Origin of the sequence: uncultured Psychroserpens sp., assembly GCF_947494225.1 — a bacterium.
In the GTDB taxonomy this organism is placed as follows: Bacteria; Bacteroidota; Bacteroidia; order Flavobacteriales; family Flavobacteriaceae; genus Psychroserpens.
This window is the reverse complement of record NZ_CANLUG010000008.1, coordinates 132,304-151,231: the sequence shown is the minus strand read 5'-3', so window position 1 is coordinate 151,231 and position 18,928 is coordinate 132,304. Positions and strand designations below refer to the sequence as shown.

Below are 18,928 nucleotides of genomic sequence, written 5' to 3'. Positions count from 1 at the left end.
AATATAATAATCTTAATTAAATTATCTAAACTTCTAAACTTACAAACTTAAAGTCCTTGCCATTGAAAAGCCCCTTATCACTAAGTTTTAACGCAGGAATAACCAACAAAGCCATAAACGACAATGTCATGTATGGTGCATTTAAAGTACTTCCTAACGTTTTTGCTTTACAATCTAAGATAGCATAGTCCTTTCCAATGGTCTCCCCATCTTGATCACTCATGATTCCTGCTATTGGAAGCGGCACGATATTGGATTCAGAATCAGAAACAGCACAAATTCCTCCTTTATTTTCTATAATAAGATTAACAGCTTTGCATATCATTTCATCTGAAACACCTACTGCAATTATATTATGAGAATCATGGCCTACAGAAGATGCTATAGCGCCTTCTTTTAATCCGAAATTTTTAATAAACGCCAAAGCAGACTTATCATTATTATAGCGGTTAACAACCGTCATTTTTAGGATATCTTTTTCTACATTAGATATCAAATTACCTGCTTCAACCTTGGCACTTTCTATTAATTCATTAGTAACTAACTGCCCTTCTAAAGCCTCAATCACTCTAATCTGTTTTGCGTTTGAAGCCACCCGAAAATCCAAAACTTCTTTTTTCTGAGTGTTGAAATTATTAAGCACTTCAAAGTCTATAGGTTTTATATTTGATTGACCGTTTTCACTTACCAATTGGCCATCTATATACGTTTGAAGCACCTTAAACTCTGTTAGATTTTCAACAACAATGCAATCGGCTTCATCTCCAACCTCAAGTAATCCAACATCAAGATTATAGTGTTTAACAGGGTTAATACAAGCTGCTTGTAATACTTTAAAAACATCAATCCCCTTAGAGACAGCTCTTGCGCAAAGTTTATTAATATGATTAATAATTAAATCATCTGGATGTTTATCATCACTACAAAACATGATATGATCATAATACTCGGGAAGTAAATCAATTAGTGCTTCAAAATTTTTAGCAGCACTTCCTTCTCTAATTAGGATTTTCATTCCTTTTTGAAGCTTCTCTAAGCCTTCTTCGTAAGTAAAACATTCATGATCGGTAGAAATACCAGCAGCAATATATTTTGTAATATCGTCACCAAGTACGCCAGGCGCATGACCATCTATTGGTTTTTTATAGTGTTTGGCCCAAGCTAATTTTTTAAGTACCTCATCGTCATCATATATGACTCCTGGGTAATTCATCATTTCGGCTAAATATTTAATATCGGGATTAGCCAAAAGTTGTTTAATCCCATCAGAATCTATAACAGCTCCTGCCGATTCAAACGTAGTTGCAGGCACGCAAGAAGGTGCTCCAAAATTGAATTTAAAAGGCGTTTTTTTTCCATTCTCAATCATAAAATTAACACCATCAATTCCTAAAACATTTGCAATTTCATGAGGATCAGACACTGTTGCGACCGTTCCATGATTTACAGCTATACGTGCAAATTCACTAGGCACCAACATAGAACTCTCAATATGAATATGAGCATCAACAAACCCAGGCAATATATAATGTTCTACATCATGTTCTTTCTCTTCTATAGCAACAATTTTTCCTTCTGAAATAGAGACTTCCCCTTTAAAAATGCGTTTGTTTTTTATGTCGACTATTTGACCTTGAATGCGTTTCATAGAATTATTTTAATTTGAATCTAATGTAATCTGTACAATATTGGTAGTTTTATCTCTAACTTTAAATCTCTCATCTCCGCGTTTTCCAATAACCCAAACAATGGCACCTTTAGAGCAAAGTAGCCAAATATTTTCTTTATCTACGAGAGATAGTTTTTCATCTTTAAAGTACTTACTAAGTTTCTTTTTACCATCCATTCCTGAAGGATAAAAAACATCACCTTCTTGCCATTGTCTTAAATTCAAAGGAAATGTCAAGGTATCTTTATCCACAAAAATAGAAGTGCTGTCTGTTTTTATAGGAGTATCAGCTTTTTCAAATACCAACTGACCCAACGGCATATTAAAGTGTAAGTCGTTTTCACGAATCTCGAATGAATTTAAACTTTCAGAAGGTATTTCGGTTAAAATAAGATGATTTCTATCCTTTAAAAGTCGGTGTGTTTTTGAAAATAATTGTTTACCCGATTGCGCATCCAGTAAATTAGTCACATCATTCCATTCTGAAAACCCATAACCACTAAACAGTTCGTATAAATATGCTTTAGGATTACTCAGTTCTTTAAATTCTGAAATTTTAAATTGTATATAATTATCGGTCTCACCTTCAACTGCGTTTTCAGTGAAAGCCTTGATTCCATCGTCAACGATATCGACAGTATCCTTTAAATTGCTGATGGTTTGTCTGAAATTTGACAATAATTCCGGATTGGTTTCTTTTAAAACAGGAATGACATGATGACGCAATTTATTCCGTAGATATTTATCGGATGTATTACTACTATCTTCTCGCCACTCAATTCTGTTGTCGCTGGCATACATTTCTAATTCTTCTCTTGAAAAAGGAAGCAATGGCCTTACAATATTACCATTAACTTCAGGAATGCCAATCAACCCATTTAAACCTGTTCCTCGTGTTAGATTAATTAAAACAGTTTCAAGATTATCGTCGGCATGATGTGCTGTAAGTATATAATCAAATTTTAAATCTTCGGCTAAATCAGAAAACCAATTGTAACGCAGTTCCCTTGCTGCCATTTGAATAGATAGTTTTTGCTGCTTAGCATGATTTTCGGTATCAAAATGCTGTGTAAAGATTTCCAAATCCAGTTGATTGGCTAAAGCTATTACAAAGGTTTCATCTGTATCGCTCTCGGCACCACGTAAATTAAAATTACAATGCGCTAGTGTTATATTTAACTTAAGCTGATGACATAAATGCACTAACATCACACTATCCAACCCACCAGAAATAGCAATGAGGATTTTGGCTTCATGTAGAAACGGCATTGTCTTTTTTATATGTAGGTTGAAACGATCTAACATCAAATTCACGACTATTAATTGAATTTATAATAAAAATAAAAGCACCAAACCAATTAAACTAAAGCACCATACAAATAGTCAATCATATTTTATAATTATATTCAAATATACCAACAGATTTTTTGTCCCCGAAGGTTAGCAAAGCTAAACTTAATTTTCCAAGACCTCACGCATGGCTTTTGCCTTGACTAAACACTCCTCATACTCCTTTAAAGGATCACTCTTTGCTGTAATTGCTCCTCCAACCGAATACGATACATACTTATTGGTTGCATTATATAAAATACTGCGAATAACCACGTTAAAATCGAAATCATCATTAGGAGAAAAATAACCCACTGCTCCAGAGTAAAGCCCTCTTTTTGTTGCTTCTAAATCTTCGATTATTTTCATTGCTGAAATTTTAGGTGCTCCAGTCATGCTTCCCATTGGAAAGGTTGTCTTAATCACATCTACAGGATGTGTACTTTCATTTACTTTTGAAGTCACTGTCGAAATCATTTGATGTACCTGATCAAATGTATACACCTTGCATAGTTCTTCTACCTTAACACTTCCTTTGGTTGCTGTTTTTGATAGATCATTTCGTACTAAATCAACAATCATTACATTCTCACTACGCTCCTTTTCATCTTCAGAAAGCTGTTGCCTCAACTTTGCATCTTCTTCTTTATTTTTCGAGCGTTTTGCTGTCCCTTTTATAGGCTGAGAAGTAATCTTTAAACCTTCTTTTTTTATATATCGTTCTGGTGAAGCCGACAACAAATACTTGTCATATACTCTAAAAAACGTTGCAAATGGAGGTTTTGAAATTGCATTAAGTTTGTCATAGGTTTCAAGGGGATTAAGCGTTGTGTTTTCAGCGTAAAACTCCTGACAAAAGTTGGCTTCATAAATATCTCCTCTGTGTATATGTGTCAACATCGTATTCACTTTTTCAAAATACTCATCTTTATGTATTCTTAGCTTAATTTTTATCTGCTCTCCTTTGAGGGAAGCTGTGTTGGTATTAAACAAAGTTTCAGCACTTATTGATTTTAAATCATTATCTATGTCATCAGCAACTACGTTTAAATAGTGTACTTCAAGAAGATCACCTTTTAAAAAAAAGAGTTTCTTAGGCTGAAAAAAGAACAACTCAGGAAATTGTAAACCATCAAAATTTTGAGAAGACAAGTGTTCAACATCATTTTTTAAGTCATAAGAAAAATAACCAAAAATCCAATCATCTACTGAAGACTGATACTCTTTAAACTGATTAAAGGCGTCATAATAATCTGTTTGAAACACTGTAAATGCATCTACGGCCAAAACCGCGTCATAACTAGCATACTTTTGATCATAATCATTACTATCTAACCAAACAACTTCATCAAATTGCTGACTCCATATAAGGAGTTGCTGCTTAAAAACTTTAGGGTTAGGGATGTGATGTGTAGTGTGTGTTCTCAATGCAATACTAATGTATGCAAATAACCGAATTAAACCTGTCAATAACAAGTCTGTTTTTCCGAAGTAAAAAAATTACCTTTGCACCATGGAACAGCAAATCTCTTTTACAGATTTAAATCTAAACACACCACTTTATAATGCATTGGGTGATTTAGGTTTTGAATACCCAACTCCAATTCAGGCACAAGCATTTAATGTTGTGGCATCTGGAAAAGATGTTGTAGGTATTGCACAAACTGGTACAGGTAAAACATTTGCTTACATGCTACCAATTTTAAGACACCTTAAATATTCGACTCAAGATAATCCTAGAATTTTAGTTTTGGTACCTACTCGAGAGTTGGTCGTACAAGTGGTTGATGAAATTGAAAAGTTGGCAGCTTATATCAATTTAAGGGTTTTAGGCGTATATGGTGGGACAAACATAAACACTCAAAAGCAAGCTGTTGCACAAGGGCAAGATGTTATTGTAGCGACACCAGGGCGTTTATTTGATTTGGCTGTAAGTCGTGTTTTACAACTAAAGTCTATCCAAAAATTAGTGATAGACGAGGTTGATGTGATGCTAGATTTAGGCTTTAGACACCAACTTCTCAATATTTTTGATGTACTGCCCGAGCGTCGTCAAAATATTATGTTTTCGGCAACAATGACTGAAGATGTTGACGATTTAATAAGTGATTTCTTCATTAAACCCCAACGTGTTACTATTGCCGTATCTGGAACGCCACTTCATAATATTAAACAGCAACGTTATGACGTTACTAACTTTTATACAAAAGTTAATCTCTTAGAATACTTACTTCACGATCCTGGCACCTATAATAAAGTGCTCGTATTTGTGGCTTATAAAAAATTAGCCGATATGCTTTTTGCCGAGCTTGAGGAACGCATTCCTGATCAATCTTGCGTGATTCATTCTAACAAAACGCAGAACTACAGGTTGAGAAGTATAGAACAGTTTAGATCTGGTGAACATCGTATTTTAATTGCTACAGATGTTATGGCTCGTGGATTAGATATAGAACACATTAGCCATGTTATTAATTTTGACACTCCAAAATATCCCGAAAATTATATGCATCGTATTGGTAGAACTGGTCGTGCAGAACATGAAGGACATGCCCTTACGTTTTCTACGGAAAAAGAACAGGAAGATCTCCAAACTATTGAAGATTATATGGGTATAAAAATTGAGCAACTTAATTTTCCTGACGGTGTTGAAATTTCTAAACAATTAATTGAAGAAGAGCGTCCTCAAATTAGAGAACGTAACAATCCTACTAAACAGCGACAAGATGAAGATGCTCCAGGACCAGCATTTCATGACAAAAAAGATAAAAATAAAAAAGAGAATCTCGGCGGTTCTTATAAGTTTAAAATTGCGGCTAAATATAAGAAGCCTAAAACTAGAGGTGATAAAAATTATAACAAGAGAAACAAACGTAAATAGTTTAATCTTTCAATAGAACCAGCTGTTTCTAATCACAATCATCACATTTACAAACACTTAAACATTCTCTAGCATTTCTTATAAAAATTCGATTATTTTTACACGGCATTAAGGTAATGTGGTAAAAAAATCCCTTTCCAAATACATGGAAAGGGACTATAGAAAACCCAGTAGACTAGATCGTGTAATTGACATAATTAATCTATAACCCTAGATATCTAGTCTACAACCTTAATGTGGTTTTCTACGATATCTTTAACAGGTACAACAAGTTTACCTTCTTCATTTTTTAACACTACTGAAATATTTTCGATAGCATCAATTTCATAAATTTTATTTTGAAATTCTATCTTCTTTCCTACTTCAAACGTCTTTCTGGTATAAAATGTTTTCAACAAACTGCTCATAACTTCCTTTGCTCCTAACCCAAAGGCTATGGCGAAAGCTAACAAGAAAGCAGCCAAAATCATTGTAAAATTACTTGTGATTATATCGGTATCTACGCCTGCTTGATTTAGAGCTGTAATGGAAATAAAAACAAGCAATAGAAAAAAGACAATCTGGCTTATAATTTTTGCACCAGATAAATCCATGGATTCAAAAAAGGACCTCAATCCCTTTTTAACAAAGTTTGCAAACAACAAACCTCCAGTAAAAATGACAAGAGCAACAAACAATTGCGGTAAATAACTTAAGAAGTTACTAATTTGTTCTGAAATGACTTTTAAATCAAGCATATCAGAAACTATAATAAGTAACATGATATAAATAATCCATTTCACAAACGAACTAACAATCTTTATGGTATCAAATTTGAGCGTCTTTCCTTCTATAAACTCAATTTCATTTAACTTATCATCTAATTTGTTGGCTTTTGCCAGCTTAAGTGCTTTCTTAACGATTTTAACGACAATTTTTGCCACTAACCATCCAATAATTAAGACAACTAATGCGAAAACAACATTCATAAAAACTCTTGATATTTCAGGCCACATACCCGAAAGAGAATCCATCGCTGCATTTTTGTAATTTGTAATTTTATCCATGATTTATTAATTATTAATAGCTTGATTTTAATTCTTTATTTTTTATCCCTTTTGCTCATTACTGTTTCAATAACATCTCCTAAATTATATGAAAATAGCTCGGCCAATTCCATTAATAATTTTGCAATGGCAATATCATTCATAACCTTAGACTTCAATTCCTGCGGAACTGACTTCAATGGCTTATCTATATCTCTGAAAGGATTTTCCATTAGTTAAGGTTATTAGCATATACGGTTAATAATTTATCTTTAGCCCGTTTAATTCTCATTTTAACGGCACTTTCTCCAATTCCTAAAACACTTTCAATCTCCTTTATAGAAAGGTTATCTTGATATTTTAGTAATAGTATCATCTTTTCATCAGGTGATACAAGTTCTAATGCTCTTTTGAGTTTATCAACTCTCATATCGCTAAAATCTGATGATTCATCATAATCTTCAGAAATATTTTCAATATCTGCATAATCTACAGACTGTTTTTCAAATTTCTTAGCGGTATTTCGTGTCACATAATTTACGCAATGATTATAAGTAAAGGCATATAACCATGTAGAAAATTTAGACTTTCCTTTAAAACTAGCGAGCTTCACAAAAAGTTTCAAAAACACGTCTTGTGTTAAGTCTTTTGCTTCGTCTTCATCTTTTGCAAAACCGTAACATTTATTGTACACCAAAGTAGCGAAACGATCATACAAAACTTCAAAAAGTAATGTATCATTATTCTTTACAATAGCACTTACCAGCTCTTCGTCTGAAAGTTTCATAATGTTACCAGAGGGTTGCAATAATCTATAGATTGGTTTTAGTGGTTTGTTTTAAGACACCAACATTAGTATTAAGTCACATTTTTTTTAACTTAAATGTTAAATTTATAAAAATTAACATTGGAAAACCTATAACCTGAGTATAAAAAAAGCGAACCTTTTAAGGTTCGCTTTTAATCTTATTTTGTTTTTTACTTTTTCAAAGCGTCTAGCTTTTCCTTGTAATAAGAATTGCCACTTATGGCAAACGCTTTTTCCACAAACTCAATGGCCTTGATTTTATCCTTTTGATCTATATAATAGTCAGCCATGGCATCATAAGCATTTGCACTTTCGGGATAATACGAAATCGCTTTATTAAAAAATAAATAGGCTTTTTCTGGTTGCCCCATTTGTAAATTCATATAGCCATAACCGTTAAAAAGCTCCTCAATCATTGGAGGTACTTTATAGCCAAAGTTTTTAGCGTAGATCTTTTCTTGATTGTCCAACAATGTTTGTAATAGTTCTACTGAACTCTCAGGGTTATTATACGTTTGTGGTGCTTTAAACTGATACCACTTAAATAACTCAATTAATCCATCTCTCATAGCAGGTAATGGTACTGTGCCATGTAAATCTTCTGGATATACTTTCCAACTGAAATTTAATTTATTTTGCTTTTGCGAGTTTGCAAATTGAGAAAACTCTACAATAGAACGTGCAAACAGGCTATACTCTGAAGTATCCTCCATGATATTATCCATAGTAACCGATGCATTTTGCATATGCAATTGCTCGGCTGCTAAAGCAACAAAAAGACCTTTACCATCAAATGAGTTTGATTTTAATTTCGATTTGGCTTCTTTCAATAATTTTTGATTGTCCCATTCAATACTAGGATCGATAGCTATATAATTCGTAAATAAATGGGGATGATGAATTAATGTATGAATTGTAAATAAACCCGCATACGAATGTCCAATTAAAGTTCTATAATTCGTTGTACGATGCGTTTTATTTATTTGAGGTATTAATTCCTCTTCGATAAAAGCAACAAATGTTTCTGCACCACCAGAATCGGTTTGCATAGGTGATCCACGGTTTGATTCTACTTTTGAAATGGTTAAATCTCGAGTTCTATTCGTTCTATTCGAAATCCCTACTAAAATCATATGAGGCATATAATGTCCCCAGTAGTTATCATATACAATCTCTAAATTCGATTTTAATGAAAAACCATCTAGTAAATAAACTACCGGATATTTTATTTTACTTTTTGGGTTATAATTATCGGGATATTTCACCCAAAACTGTTGATAACTATGTAAAGACTTAGAATAAATGCTATCAATAATTTCATTGCTATTTTGTGCTAATTCATTGGCATTAGATTGTGCACTAGCAACAGAATTAAAAAGGATAAGAGCAATAAGGACTATATAACGGGTAATTTCTTTCATATTATTTGTCATTTGTATTCGACATCATTCTTAATATTATAATTCCAATTCTGGCAACAACAAATGTAAACAAGCCAAATGAAGCGGTCAACAACGAAATTTTAAGTCCGCCTGCAAATATAGAAGGGTCAGGATCTCCCATTGCCTCTACCGAATCAAAGGCAGTAATTAAGCCTATAATGGAAGCCAAGAACCCCATAACTAAGCCTAGCAAACTCGCATCTGAGGCCAATTTCAGCATTTTATTGGAAATCTCTAATGATTTTTTAACATTAGCAAATCCTCTAACAAGAAAAAATAACGATGCCAATAAGCAGATTAAAATTAGGGTCATAAATAATGGTCCGCCATCAACAAACATATTAGCTGTAATTGATAGACTTTTCGATGTCATTGTAAGTGTGTTCATAATGTTTAAATTTAGTTATAGTTTTTTAAATAATAATGGTTTGTTATCTCCTCTTGTAAATTTAACCAAGCCTGTTTCGGGATAAAAATCAAGCACAACACCTAAGCTATCAAACGTGAATTGATGCTGTTTGGTAGGTGTAAGCTCTTTAAGGTTGCTTTGTTCTGGCGCTCCAAGTAAGACATTTCCCTTTGCCTTAAAAACAAGTTTATAGGGCACTTCTTCACAGGCGTATTCGCCCACATACTGTTTTACCTGTGCTTCGGTAAGGTCTATTCTTGTGAAATTTGGAAGTATAATAGGCTGTCCATGACTAGCTGCAAACGCCGCCAACATGATTCGCATTTTACTAAAATCTAATCCATTGGCCACTAAGGCAATTGTGGTTTTAGTTAATGGAACATGTACAAGCATAGACTGAAAGCCGTCAATACCACCTTCACTTGCATATAAATCAACGTTGTTCATGTTGGCATAAAAAAGACCATGACATGTATCATCATTATTTGTCTTTTTCATAGCTTCAAAGCTAGAGCCAGACATTAATTTTCCTTCAAAAAGTGCATTCATGAATTTTGACAAATCTTTAGATGTAGATACCACAGCTCCGGCGCCTCCAGGATTAGACATATCGGTTTCAGGATGAAGGTTCCAAGCTTTACCTTCAAAAACATAAGATTGGCTTTCATTAGCCTTTGCGCCTATTTTACCACCATAATAGGTATTCTTTAACCCTATTTTTTTTAAGATTCTACGCTGGAGACACTGTGGATATAAGTCTTTGTCTAGTGCTTCAACGATATACCCAAGTAAAAGATAATTTGTATTGCTATATTCGGTTTTTTCACCAGGATTAAAATCTAATGAGTACTTTTTAATTCTTGCTAACATTTCACCCTTTGTTGAATGTTTCAGCATCCAATCTCCAAAATTAGGATCATTAGTAATGTTATACAATCCGCTACTATGATTTAAAAGGTTTGAAATTTTAATATTTTCAGAACCAGGAATTTTTGGGTAAAACATTGAAAGCGGTGTATTTAACGTTATGCGTCCTTCATCAATTAACTGAAAAATCATAACAGCTGTAAATGCCTTAGATATTGAGCCTATTCTAAATTTAGTCTTGTCATTGTTTCTTATGCCTTTTTCAACATCAGAAAGCCCAATAGCTCTGTTATAAACCTCTTCATTGTTTTTGGTAATTGTCATGGTAGCCATGAGTTTATCGTGCTTATCAAGGATGTCAAAAAATGAATCGAGCTGTTGATAATTTTGCTCTTGTGAAAAGCAAAGATTAGATAAAAGCAGGCTAATTAGGGTTATCTTTTTTAGTAAGGATATCATGATCTGTTGTTTTTTGATTATGAGCCAAAACTAAAAACAAGAATCTATCAAAATTAACTTTTGCGACCAACAACCTTTTTAAAGCTGGATATGACATCAATGTCAAAACCCTTATTAAATTGGTCGTTCATCTCTAATTAATACTAATGAGGGTAAAATTGTATTATTATTGTATTGAGAATATTAAATATGTTTACAAAACAGTTCATTCTAAAAAAAATCGGACAAATCCTTTTGCACCTCCTCTTTTGGGTTGCTGTTCTATTTTTCTACACCTATTTTTTTGGGATTAATGGTTCTAAATTTGACGACACATTGCAATTTTCTCTTTTTCTTATGCCAATAACGATAGCAACTACGTATGTAATAACCTATAAATTAATTCCAGATTATCTTATTACAAAACAGTATTGGCGTTTTGTACTATATAGTTTTTACACACTTATCATTTCAGTATACCTATTAATGGTATCCATTTTTTTTAGTTTGATCTACCTATCAAACTTTGAATATGATGATATGAATCCTGCCACAAAAAACCTTATTTTCATTAGTACTGCTGTATATTTAGTTGTTATTATTGTGAGTGGGTTTAAACTCTTAAAACTCAATTTAAAACAGGCATCGAATACACGGTTATTAGAAACAAAAATTTTGGACGCGCAACTTAAACTTAAGGAACAAGAACTTAATTATTTGAAGATGCAAATTCATCCGCATTTTCTCTTCAACACGCTCAATACCATGTATGGTTTTGCCTTAAAAAAAGCAGATCAAACTCCAGACATGATATTAAAACTGTCTAATCTACTAGATTATCTTCTATATCAAGCCGAGAAACCTTTTGTATTACTTTCGGAAGAAATAGCACATATTAAAGACTACATAGCCCTTGAAAAGATGCGATTTAATGATACGCTCAAAGTTAATATCAATATTTCAACCACTTCAGAATCCATTACAATTGCACCAATGCTTCTTATCCCTTTTATTGAAAATAGCTTTAAGCATGGGGCGATCATCAACGGAATATTAAAAATTGACATTCAGTTATCAGCCACATTAGAGGAGATACATTTCAGCATAAAAAACTCAAACGCTGAAGGTACGTCATCCAAGTCTGGTATAGGCTTAGAAAACATTAAGAAAAGGTTAGAGCTTCTATATTCAGAAAAACACGAGTTATTTATAAATAATACGCCCAACACGTTCGATGTAGAACTCCGACTAAAACCAGTAGGACATGCATAAAACACATCCCATAAATTGTTTGGTAGTAGATGATGAAACTATTGCAAGAGAAATTATTGAGACACATCTCTCAAAAATTGAAAACGTAACAATAGTTGCAAGCTGTAGTAATGCTATTGAGGCTTTTAATTATATAAGCAATCACAATATTGATTTGGTGTTTTTAGACATTAACATGCCCGAAATATCTGGAATATCATTTGCTAAATCTATCAATGCCAATGTCAAAGTAATTTTTACAACAGCTTACCGAGATTACGCTGTTGAAGGTTTTGAACTTAAAGCTGTTGACTACTTGCTCAAACCCATTTCATTAGAACGTTTACAAAAAGCGCTTAATAATTATTTTGAAATTTACGGAAAACAGGAAGCGCAGCAGACCTCATCTATTGAGAAATCGAATTTTATGTTTGTACGTTCTGAGCGCAAAATGATTAAGATTGATTACAACGCCATTATTTATATTGAAAGTTATAGTGATTATCTTAAAATTCATATCGAAGACAAAACAATAATTACAAGAGAAACTATTAGTGCTATTGAAGCTAAGCTACCCAAACAACAGTTTATAAGGATTCATAGGTCGTATATTATTTCAATAGCTCACATACAATCCTTTACAAATGAACACATTACCATAAACAAAAAAGCATTTCCAATTAGTCGAACTTATAAAAAAGAAGTGTTAAAGCATTTAGAAAAATTTTAAAAGTTATTCAATAAAAACGTATATTAGACGTTGCCTTATAAATCACTTTTTTGAAAAAGTCCGCTAAATGAAAGAATACCTACACAAGACTATTCCGAACTTACAGCCTTTTGATTATTCACGTCATCATGATGATTTGTTTATCAATCAGCAGTGGGTTTTAGTGAATGGTATCTCTAAAAAGAAATCTGTTTACACCTTTAAGAAAGATAATATACTCGAAATATCTAGGAAACAATCGGTTATTGAGACCTCATGGACTATTAATATTCAAAACATCTTTTCTATTGAAACCGAAGACGGGCTTATTACAGTTAAAGCCTACTTTAAAGACGATGATGTCCTTGTTCTTAATCATCAAAACAAGAAAGAATTTGCATTATTTATTAATACAACGAAGTATTCAGAAGATCTAAATTCTGTAGAGGATGTTCAAACATTTTTAAGAGAAAAATACAAACAAAAAGTCACCAACTTGATTTATGATCACGAGTTCTATTATATTGAAAAATCTAAGGAATTTGGTCCATTTACAGTTGAGGAGCTCTCAGAAAAAGTAAATAATGGAGACATCAGTGTATACTGCTTTGTTAGGGATGTCAACGAAGATGATTACAGTAAACGACTTCGGATTTATGATCTTATAAAAGAGCTGTAATTACTTAGGTTTTAATGTCATCACGTACTTATAACTTTGATTAAAATAATCTACAAGAAGTTGAGTTTCACTATATAAAGATTCAGGCACTTTTACATAATCTCTCATCACTGCGCCATAAGACCTATATTCTGTGGCATTATATTTTTCTTTAAATGCTTTCTGAGATTCTTTAGATAGCCGAATACCTATTTCTGCATCTTTATTTAATAGTGTAAACATATAGCCATTGGCAGAAGTGTAAATCATTTTTTTTCCTTTTCGCTCAAAATCTGGGCATTGCGCCACAATGCTATCGTAAAATTCAAGTTGTTCTTCCCACATATTACTATACTTATTGGATTTAAATATACAAAAAGTAATGCTTCAATATCTCCTTTTATCACCAACTATAACTCATTTCATCCCAACCACACAAAACTCGTTGTAAGCAAGGCTTCTCTATCCTACTTTAGCGATTTATATAGCATTGCTAACTTTAAATAATACAAAGATGAAAAACATAATTTTTTTTCTGCTTTGCCTCAGTATTTGTTTTGTTTCCTGCAAAACTGACAAATCAAACCAACAAGACATTATTACAAAAACACCTCCATTGGCTAAATATACCTGCGCTCCAAGAATTACGGATGCCGATTGGTATAAGATTGATAATAAAGCACCTCTTTTTGAAGGTTTAGGACACCTCAATTATCCTATTACAACGCATAACGATTTGGCACAAAAGTATTTTAATCAAGGTTTAACCTTGGCCTACGCTTTTAATCATGCCGAGGCCGCACGATCGTTTTTCTATGCTACCAAATTAGATCCTAGTTGCGCTATGGCATTTTGGGGCTATGCCTATGTGCTAGGACCAAACTACAACGCTGGTATGGAAGATGACCATTATGAGCGCGCATACAATGCCATTCAAAAAGCGAAAGAATTATCTACAAACTGCACTGAAAAAGAGAAAGCCTTAATTAAGGCTATGGCAGAACGTTACGCTCCTAAACCTCCAGAAGACAGATCTCAATTAGATATCAATTATTCAAATGCATTAAAGACAATTCATGCCAATTATCCAGAGGATTCAGAAGTCTCTACAATGTATGCAGAATCTGTAATGAATCTACATCCATGGGATTTAAATGAAAAAGATGGCACCGAAAAACCGTGGACTCCAGAAATTGTATCGCTTTTAGAAACCATTATAAAAGACAACCCCACTCACCCTGGAGCAAATCATTTTTACATTCATGCCGTTGAAGCGTCTAGTACTCCAGAACGTGCCTATTCATCAGCTAAAGTATTTGATGATGGTACAATTCCAGGTGCTGGTCATTTGGTGCATATGCCATCGCACGTTTATATACGCACTGGCGATTATCATAAAGGCACAGTATCTAATATTAATGCTGTTAAAGCAGATAGCACCTATGTAACATTATGTCATGCTCAAGGCGCTTACCCTCTTGCCTATTATCCTCATAATTATCATTTCATGGCTGCAACTGCTGCTTTAGAAGGCAATAAACATTGGGCCATGATTGGAGCTAATAAAGTATCGGAACATGTGCATCCAGATATTATGGCCGAGCCAGGCTGGGGAACATTACAGCATTACTATGTGATTCCTTATTATTCTATGGTAAAATTCGGAATGTGGGATGAAATTCTCGCTAAAAAAGAGCTTAGCGCATTAAAATATCCGTTAGCCATGCAGCATTACGCTAAAGGAATGGCTTATGTGGCTAAAGATCAATTAGACGAAGCTAAAACAGCATTAGAATCTTTAAGTGTTTATGCTAATGATGATAGTATGAATGACATTACCATTTGGGATATTAATACTGTAGGTACATTAATTGGTTTAGCTGAAATGGTCTTGGAAGCAGAAATACTATCCGCTAATGGAGATTATAAGGCAAGTATAACATTGCTTCGAGACGCTATTGTTATAGAGGATGCTCTTAACTATAACGAACCGCCTGATTGGTTTTTCTCTATTCGTCATCACCTTGGTGACGTCTTAATAAAAAATGGGCAATACGAAGAAGCTATTGCAGTTTATAATAACGATTTAAAGCGTTTGCCTAAAAATGGTTGGGCACATCACGGACTCAAATTGGCCTATGAGAAATTGGGCGACACAGACAATGTCTCAAAAATGGAAGATCTCATAAAAAACAGCTGGGCTACGGCTGATATAGAGTTGTTTGGGTCGAAAGTGAAGTAATGCTGAGGGAGAATTTAATCATTGTTTAGTTCTTTCTTAAGTAAAACAATTACATCATTAATTCTAACTAAAGCCTCTTCAAAAGAACGGAATTGAGATTGTGCGTTGTAAGTAATCCCTACAATACCATTAATAAATTCTTTATCATTTATTAATGTTATTAAATCTCTTTGAAATTGATTAAAATAAATTCCCATTTCTTCTTGAGGAAGTTTACGTTTAATCACATTTCGCTGATTTGGGTCTATAACAAAAGCATTACTTGTATTTATGATTTTCATTGTGGGTCCATGTAATCTATCGTTATGTTCAGCTTTTAATACGTCTTGATTATTTAAAATTGCTTTGTAAAGTTTATCTAAATTTAATAGCTTTATTTTTATAGAATCATTAGATATTAGATTTAAACTTCCACTACTTACCATTTCATTAAATGTAACTTGGTTAATATTAATATCTTTCCAAGTTCCTAAATTTTGAAAGTGAGGTAAAATTTTAATTATAGTATCTTGATTTTTACTAAATCGAAAATTTAAAAAAATGTGAGCTGCATCTAGCTGCTTTTTCTTACGCTGTAATGTTTTTTGCCAAAGTGTTTTATTTTCTTCAAGATCTATTACTAGCCTATTTAAATAGCTTAATTCTATAGTTCTTTCTTTTCTTTCTTCATTCCAGTTATTAATCTGAAGTGCAATCAAAATCCCAATCACCACAAGAATGATTTCACCTATGGCATACAAGAGGTATTTCGAAAATTTATTCTCGGAAAGAAGTCGTTGACGGATTCGCCTAAAAAACTTAATCATTTACTTTCTCAAATTGAAAGCAAATTAGGTTGATGGATAGTTGAGGTTGGTTAACTATATGTGCTTAAAGATATTAAAATGTTACAAGCCATAGAAATATCCTACAAAAAAAGCGAACCAAATAGGTTCGCTTTATAGTTTAGAAAATTAAAAATTTTAATTGTTGTGCCTATTCTTTTATCTTCTTACCAACAAGGCTTCTACCATTTTGAAATAATGTCATACTCTCTACAACACCATTGGCATCTCTACTAAAACTAACTTCTGCTTCGACTTCTTTGACATAAAACCTATCTTCAGATTTAGGGTGGATTACTACTTTTCTTTGTCCGTTAGGCTCGGCAGTAAGGCTGTTTTCTTCTCTTGCAATTGTAATAACAAGTTCTGGAGCCATCTGGTACTTACCGACATAATCGTTCAATTTTGCAACATCAATTTCAAATGTTTTTATATTACTAACATCCACATTTAACGTCTTTAAAACCTCAATACCATGCGTGTTTCCAGGATTGAGTTCAATAGATTTTTTGTAATTAACAATAGCTTCTTCCTTATTTCCGTTTTCCAATAATGCCTCAGCATAGCTATCATAAACGTTTGATGACTCTGGATGTTGATCAACATTTAACTTAAAAACAGCTAAAGCATTTGTCAATTCTTTTTTTCCCATATAATAATATCCTAAATTATTTATAGCACGTTCGGAAAAATTATAATCTCCCGATTTATTTGTTTTCAAATCATTATAAGCTGATGCTACATTAGACGCCCCTTTAGCATCGATAATCGTCTTTAATTTAGCCGCTATCGAAGGTTTAATAACGCATCTGCTCCCCATAGATTCTCCTGTTTTCCATTGAATCCAATCGCAATATACTTGCCTATATATATTATGACCAGCTCCTCCATTCGTAATCATAATAAAACCGTCGTTAGTCTCTGGGTTTACTCTAAAAAATGCATGCCAACCAGTATTTGCTCCACCATGACCTTTCAGTTTATAGGTTGTGTTAGGAATGGTTTCAACTTGATAACCCAATCCATAACTATCATTTGAAACTGGAGCGGGTTCCATCATACTTTCAACAGTTTTATTTGCTAAAACTTTATTATACTTTTTGTTGTTTTTATGGGCATATAGACTGGCATAAGCAAATCTGGTAAAATCCTCGATGGTCGTGTGTAATCCAGCTGCTGCTTGAGCCGTAAACAATTCAAAATCTATTTGTTCTCCAAAATTGTCATACTCTAGAGATGAGTTCTCCAAGATGTCTTTATCAATTTTATAGCTACTATCTTTCATCCCTAAAGGATTTAAAACTTGCGTTTGGATATAGTCTTCAAATTTCTGCCCTGTAACCTCTTCTACAATCAATTGTAAAATAGTATATCCTCCTCCAGAATATTTCCATTTCGTACCTGGCTCCATTATCATTTCTACTCTACCTGGTCCATTATTTCTACCATTTAAAGATTCTTCAATTGTAGACAATCGGTCATTGGGCGTCCATCCAGGATAACCATGAAGTGACAATCCTGCAGTGTGGCTTAACAATCTTCTTATCGTCACCTTTTCAGCATCGAAATCTGATTCTGGTAATGTCCATCGTGTTAAGTATTTTTCGGCAGGAGCATCTAAATCAATTTTACCGTCTTCAACTAATTTCATAATTCCCCATGCTGCAATTGTCTTTGAAATAGAACCTATATTAAACCCTGTTTTGGTGGTCACTTTCTTGCCTTTAGCAACATCTGCATAACCATAGGCTTTCTCTAAAACAATCTTACCATCATCAATAATGGTGATTGCTGCCCCTGGGACAACGAACTCTTCTAATAATTTTGGAATTTTTTGGTCTAATTCTTTAGTAAAACTACTGGCATCTTGCGATTTATTTTGACCTGACAGTGTCAGTGATATCAAAAGGAAGAACAATGAGAATTTTTTAAACATGTCTAATGAATTTAAATGATTACTACAGTTAGGTATGCTTTTATGACGACAAACTAATAACTTCGTTACAATAACTAACTGTCAATAAAGATATTAAATAGTAACTGAGTATGCTATTTAAACGAAAAAAAAGCGAACTCAATGAGTTCGCTTTTTTTGTTTTACTTTATATCTTTTCTGAATGGACTTCCAAATGGCAGGTTACATGATTTTTAGCAATGTCATCTGGTAAAATTTTAATATAATTAATAATTTCAGTTACACTAAAAAAAACCCTATCCTCAATAAATTTTAATTTTTTTAATTCCTCAACGGCTTCTGGTATATATACTTTTTCTCCAATTCTTGGAATATAATTCATTTCTAAAACCAGCGTAGAGCATGGGCTTACGCCATTATCAAAATCATCATGAAAAACTTCAAATGTAACCCTTGTCATC

The 18,928-nt window shown here is 33.1% G+C and carries 18 protein-coding genes; 5 read left to right on the top strand and 13 right to left on the bottom strand.

Going from position 1 to position 18,928, the window contains the following annotated elements; genetic code table 11:
* Positions 1–25: 25 nt before the first annotated feature.
* The 3 genes from ade to pabB all read right to left on the bottom strand — a co-directional run bounded on the left by ade (position 26) and on the right by pabB (position 4,426).
* Positions 26–1,648 (bottom strand): adenine deaminase, encoded by a 1,623-nt coding sequence (gene ade, locus Q0893_RS16975; RefSeq protein WP_299277903.1) that lies wholly within the window; start codon positions 1,646–1,648, stop codon positions 26–28.
* 9 nt (positions 1,649–1,657) lie between these two features.
* A complete protein-coding gene (gene tilS / locus Q0893_RS16970) occupies positions 1,658–2,938 on the bottom strand; it encodes a tRNA lysidine(34) synthetase TilS (RefSeq protein ID WP_299277900.1) in 1,281 nt (426 codons plus the stop codon).
* A gap of 186 nt (positions 2,939–3,124) precedes the next feature.
* A complete protein-coding gene (gene pabB, locus Q0893_RS16965) occupies positions 3,125–4,426 on the bottom strand; it encodes an aminodeoxychorismate synthase component I (protein ID WP_299277896.1) in 1,302 nt (433 codons plus the stop codon).
* Positions 4,427–4,511: 85 nt separating this feature from the next.
* Here pabB and Q0893_RS16960 point away from each other — a divergent pair, with 85 nt between their 5' ends.
* On the top strand, positions 4,512–5,879 hold the full coding sequence (locus tag Q0893_RS16960) for a DEAD/DEAH box helicase (RefSeq protein ID WP_299277893.1): 1,368 nt from the start codon (positions 4,512–4,514) through the stop codon (positions 5,877–5,879).
* A gap of 218 nt (positions 5,880–6,097) precedes the next feature.
* On the opposite strand, the gene Q0893_RS16955 is transcribed toward Q0893_RS16960, so the two are convergent.
* The 6 genes from Q0893_RS16955 to Q0893_RS16930 all read right to left on the bottom strand — a co-directional run bounded on the left by Q0893_RS16955 (position 6,098) and on the right by Q0893_RS16930 (position 10,889).
* Positions 6,098–6,925, bottom strand: coding sequence for a hypothetical protein (locus Q0893_RS16955; protein ID WP_298903857.1), 828 nt, complete (start codon positions 6,923–6,925; stop codon positions 6,098–6,100).
* A 35-nt stretch (positions 6,926–6,960) separates the two neighbouring features.
* A complete protein-coding gene (locus Q0893_RS16950; protein ID WP_298903858.1) occupies positions 6,961–7,137 on the bottom strand; it encodes a hypothetical protein in 177 nt (58 codons plus the stop codon).
* A complete protein-coding gene (locus Q0893_RS16945; RefSeq protein WP_298903859.1) occupies positions 7,137–7,691 on the bottom strand; it encodes a sigma-70 family RNA polymerase sigma factor in 555 nt (184 codons plus the stop codon). Before Q0893_RS16945 ends, Q0893_RS16950 begins: the two co-directional genes overlap by 1 nt.
* Positions 7,692–7,882: 191 nt before the next feature.
* Positions 7,883–9,133, bottom strand: coding sequence for an alpha/beta hydrolase-fold protein (locus tag Q0893_RS16940; protein ID WP_299277888.1), 1,251 nt, complete (start codon positions 9,131–9,133; stop codon positions 7,883–7,885).
* Between the two features lies 1 nt (position 9,134).
* Positions 9,135–9,542, bottom strand: coding sequence for a MotA/TolQ/ExbB proton channel family protein (locus tag Q0893_RS16935; RefSeq protein ID WP_298903861.1), 408 nt, complete (start codon positions 9,540–9,542; stop codon positions 9,135–9,137).
* A 15-nt stretch (positions 9,543–9,557) separates the two neighbouring features.
* Positions 9,558–10,889, bottom strand: coding sequence for a serine hydrolase (locus Q0893_RS16930; RefSeq protein ID WP_299277883.1), 1,332 nt, complete (start codon positions 10,887–10,889; stop codon positions 9,558–9,560).
* A gap of 189 nt (positions 10,890–11,078) precedes the next feature.
* Between Q0893_RS16930 and Q0893_RS16925 the strand changes: the two genes are divergently transcribed.
* The 3 genes from Q0893_RS16925 to Q0893_RS16915 all read left to right on the top strand — a co-directional run bounded on the left by Q0893_RS16925 (position 11,079) and on the right by Q0893_RS16915 (position 13,507).
* The gene (locus Q0893_RS16925; RefSeq protein ID WP_299277880.1) at positions 11,079–12,140 is read left to right on the top strand and encodes a sensor histidine kinase; all 1,062 of its coding nucleotides are present in this window, start codon (positions 11,079–11,081) and stop codon (positions 12,138–12,140) included.
* Positions 12,133–12,849: a LytTR family DNA-binding domain-containing protein gene (locus Q0893_RS16920; protein ID WP_298903864.1), complete on the top strand. Its 717-nt coding sequence runs from the start codon at positions 12,133–12,135 to the stop codon at positions 12,847–12,849. The genes Q0893_RS16925 and Q0893_RS16920 overlap by 8 nt, the downstream gene beginning before the upstream one ends.
* Positions 12,850–12,916: 67 nt before the next feature.
* A complete protein-coding gene (locus tag Q0893_RS16915; RefSeq protein WP_298903865.1) occupies positions 12,917–13,507 on the top strand; it encodes a hypothetical protein in 591 nt (196 codons plus the stop codon).
* Here Q0893_RS16915 and Q0893_RS16910 read toward each other — a convergent pair whose 3' ends face one another.
* Complete coding sequence (locus Q0893_RS16910) at positions 13,508–13,831, bottom strand: hypothetical protein (RefSeq protein ID WP_298903866.1); 324 nt, start codon at positions 13,829–13,831, stop codon at positions 13,508–13,510.
* Positions 13,832–14,000: 169 nt separating this feature from the next.
* Between Q0893_RS16910 and Q0893_RS16905 the strand changes: the two genes are divergently transcribed.
* Positions 14,001–15,728 (top strand): tetratricopeptide repeat protein, encoded by a 1,728-nt coding sequence (locus Q0893_RS16905; protein ID WP_299277874.1) that lies wholly within the window; start codon positions 14,001–14,003, stop codon positions 15,726–15,728.
* 14 nt (positions 15,729–15,742) lie between these two features.
* Here the strand turns inward: Q0893_RS16905 and Q0893_RS16900 are convergent, their stop codons facing one another.
* From Q0893_RS16900 to Q0893_RS16890, 3 genes are all read right to left on the bottom strand, one after another.
* Positions 15,743–16,468: a DUF6090 family protein gene (locus Q0893_RS16900; RefSeq protein WP_299277871.1), complete on the bottom strand. Its 726-nt coding sequence runs from the start codon at positions 16,466–16,468 to the stop codon at positions 15,743–15,745.
* A gap of 235 nt (positions 16,469–16,703) precedes the next feature.
* Entirely contained in the window at positions 16,704–18,488 is a 1,785-nt protein-coding gene (locus Q0893_RS16895) for a serine hydrolase (protein WP_299277868.1), read from the bottom strand.
* Between the two features lie 166 nt (positions 18,489–18,654).
* The gene (locus tag Q0893_RS16890) at positions 18,655–18,927 is read right to left on the bottom strand and encodes a hypothetical protein (protein WP_299277865.1); all 273 of its coding nucleotides are present in this window, start codon (positions 18,925–18,927) and stop codon (positions 18,655–18,657) included.
* Position 18,928: the final 1 nt, after the last annotated feature.

Bases quoted from the DNA above. Each gene is read 5' to 3' on its own strand.
- ade (WP_299277903.1), bottom strand. From the start codon at position 1,648: ATGAAACGCATTCAAGGTCAAATAGTCGACATAAAAAACAAACGCATT.
- tilS (WP_299277900.1), bottom strand. From the start codon at position 2,938: ATGCCGTTTCTACATGAAGCCAAAATCCTCATTGCTATTTCTGGTGGG.
- Q0893_RS16960 (WP_299277893.1), top strand. From the start codon at position 4,512: ATGGAACAGCAAATCTCTTTTACAGATTTAAATCTAAACACACCACTT.
- Q0893_RS16955 (WP_298903857.1), bottom strand. From the start codon at position 6,925: ATGGATAAAATTACAAATTACAAAAATGCAGCGATGGATTCTCTTTCG.
- Q0893_RS16950 (WP_298903858.1), bottom strand. From the start codon at position 7,137: ATGGAAAATCCTTTCAGAGATATAGATAAGCCATTGAAGTCAGTTCCG.
- Q0893_RS16945 (WP_298903859.1), bottom strand. From the start codon at position 7,691: ATGAAACTTTCAGACGAAGAGCTGGTAAGTGCTATTGTAAAGAATAAT.
- Q0893_RS16940 (WP_299277888.1), bottom strand. From the start codon at position 9,133: ATGAAAGAAATTACCCGTTATATAGTCCTTATTGCTCTTATCCTTTTT.
- Q0893_RS16935 (WP_298903861.1), bottom strand. From the start codon at position 9,542: ATGAACACACTTACAATGACATCGAAAAGTCTATCAATTACAGCTAAT.
- Q0893_RS16930 (WP_299277883.1), bottom strand. From the start codon at position 10,889: ATGATATCCTTACTAAAAAAGATAACCCTAATTAGCCTGCTTTTATCT.
- Q0893_RS16925 (WP_299277880.1), top strand. From the start codon at position 11,079: ATGTTTACAAAACAGTTCATTCTAAAAAAAATCGGACAAATCCTTTTG.
- Q0893_RS16920 (WP_298903864.1), top strand. From the start codon at position 12,133: ATGCATAAAACACATCCCATAAATTGTTTGGTAGTAGATGATGAAACT.
- Q0893_RS16915 (WP_298903865.1), top strand. From the start codon at position 12,917: ATGAAAGAATACCTACACAAGACTATTCCGAACTTACAGCCTTTTGAT.
- Q0893_RS16910 (WP_298903866.1), bottom strand. From the start codon at position 13,831: ATGTGGGAAGAACAACTTGAATTTTACGATAGCATTGTGGCGCAATGC.
- Q0893_RS16905 (WP_299277874.1), top strand. From the start codon at position 14,001: ATGAAAAACATAATTTTTTTTCTGCTTTGCCTCAGTATTTGTTTTGTT.
- Q0893_RS16895 (WP_299277868.1), bottom strand. From the start codon at position 18,488: ATGTTTAAAAAATTCTCATTGTTCTTCCTTTTGATATCACTGACACTG.
- Q0893_RS16890 (WP_299277865.1), bottom strand. From the start codon at position 18,927: ATGACAAGGGTTACATTTGAAGTTTTTCATGATGATTTTGATAATGGC.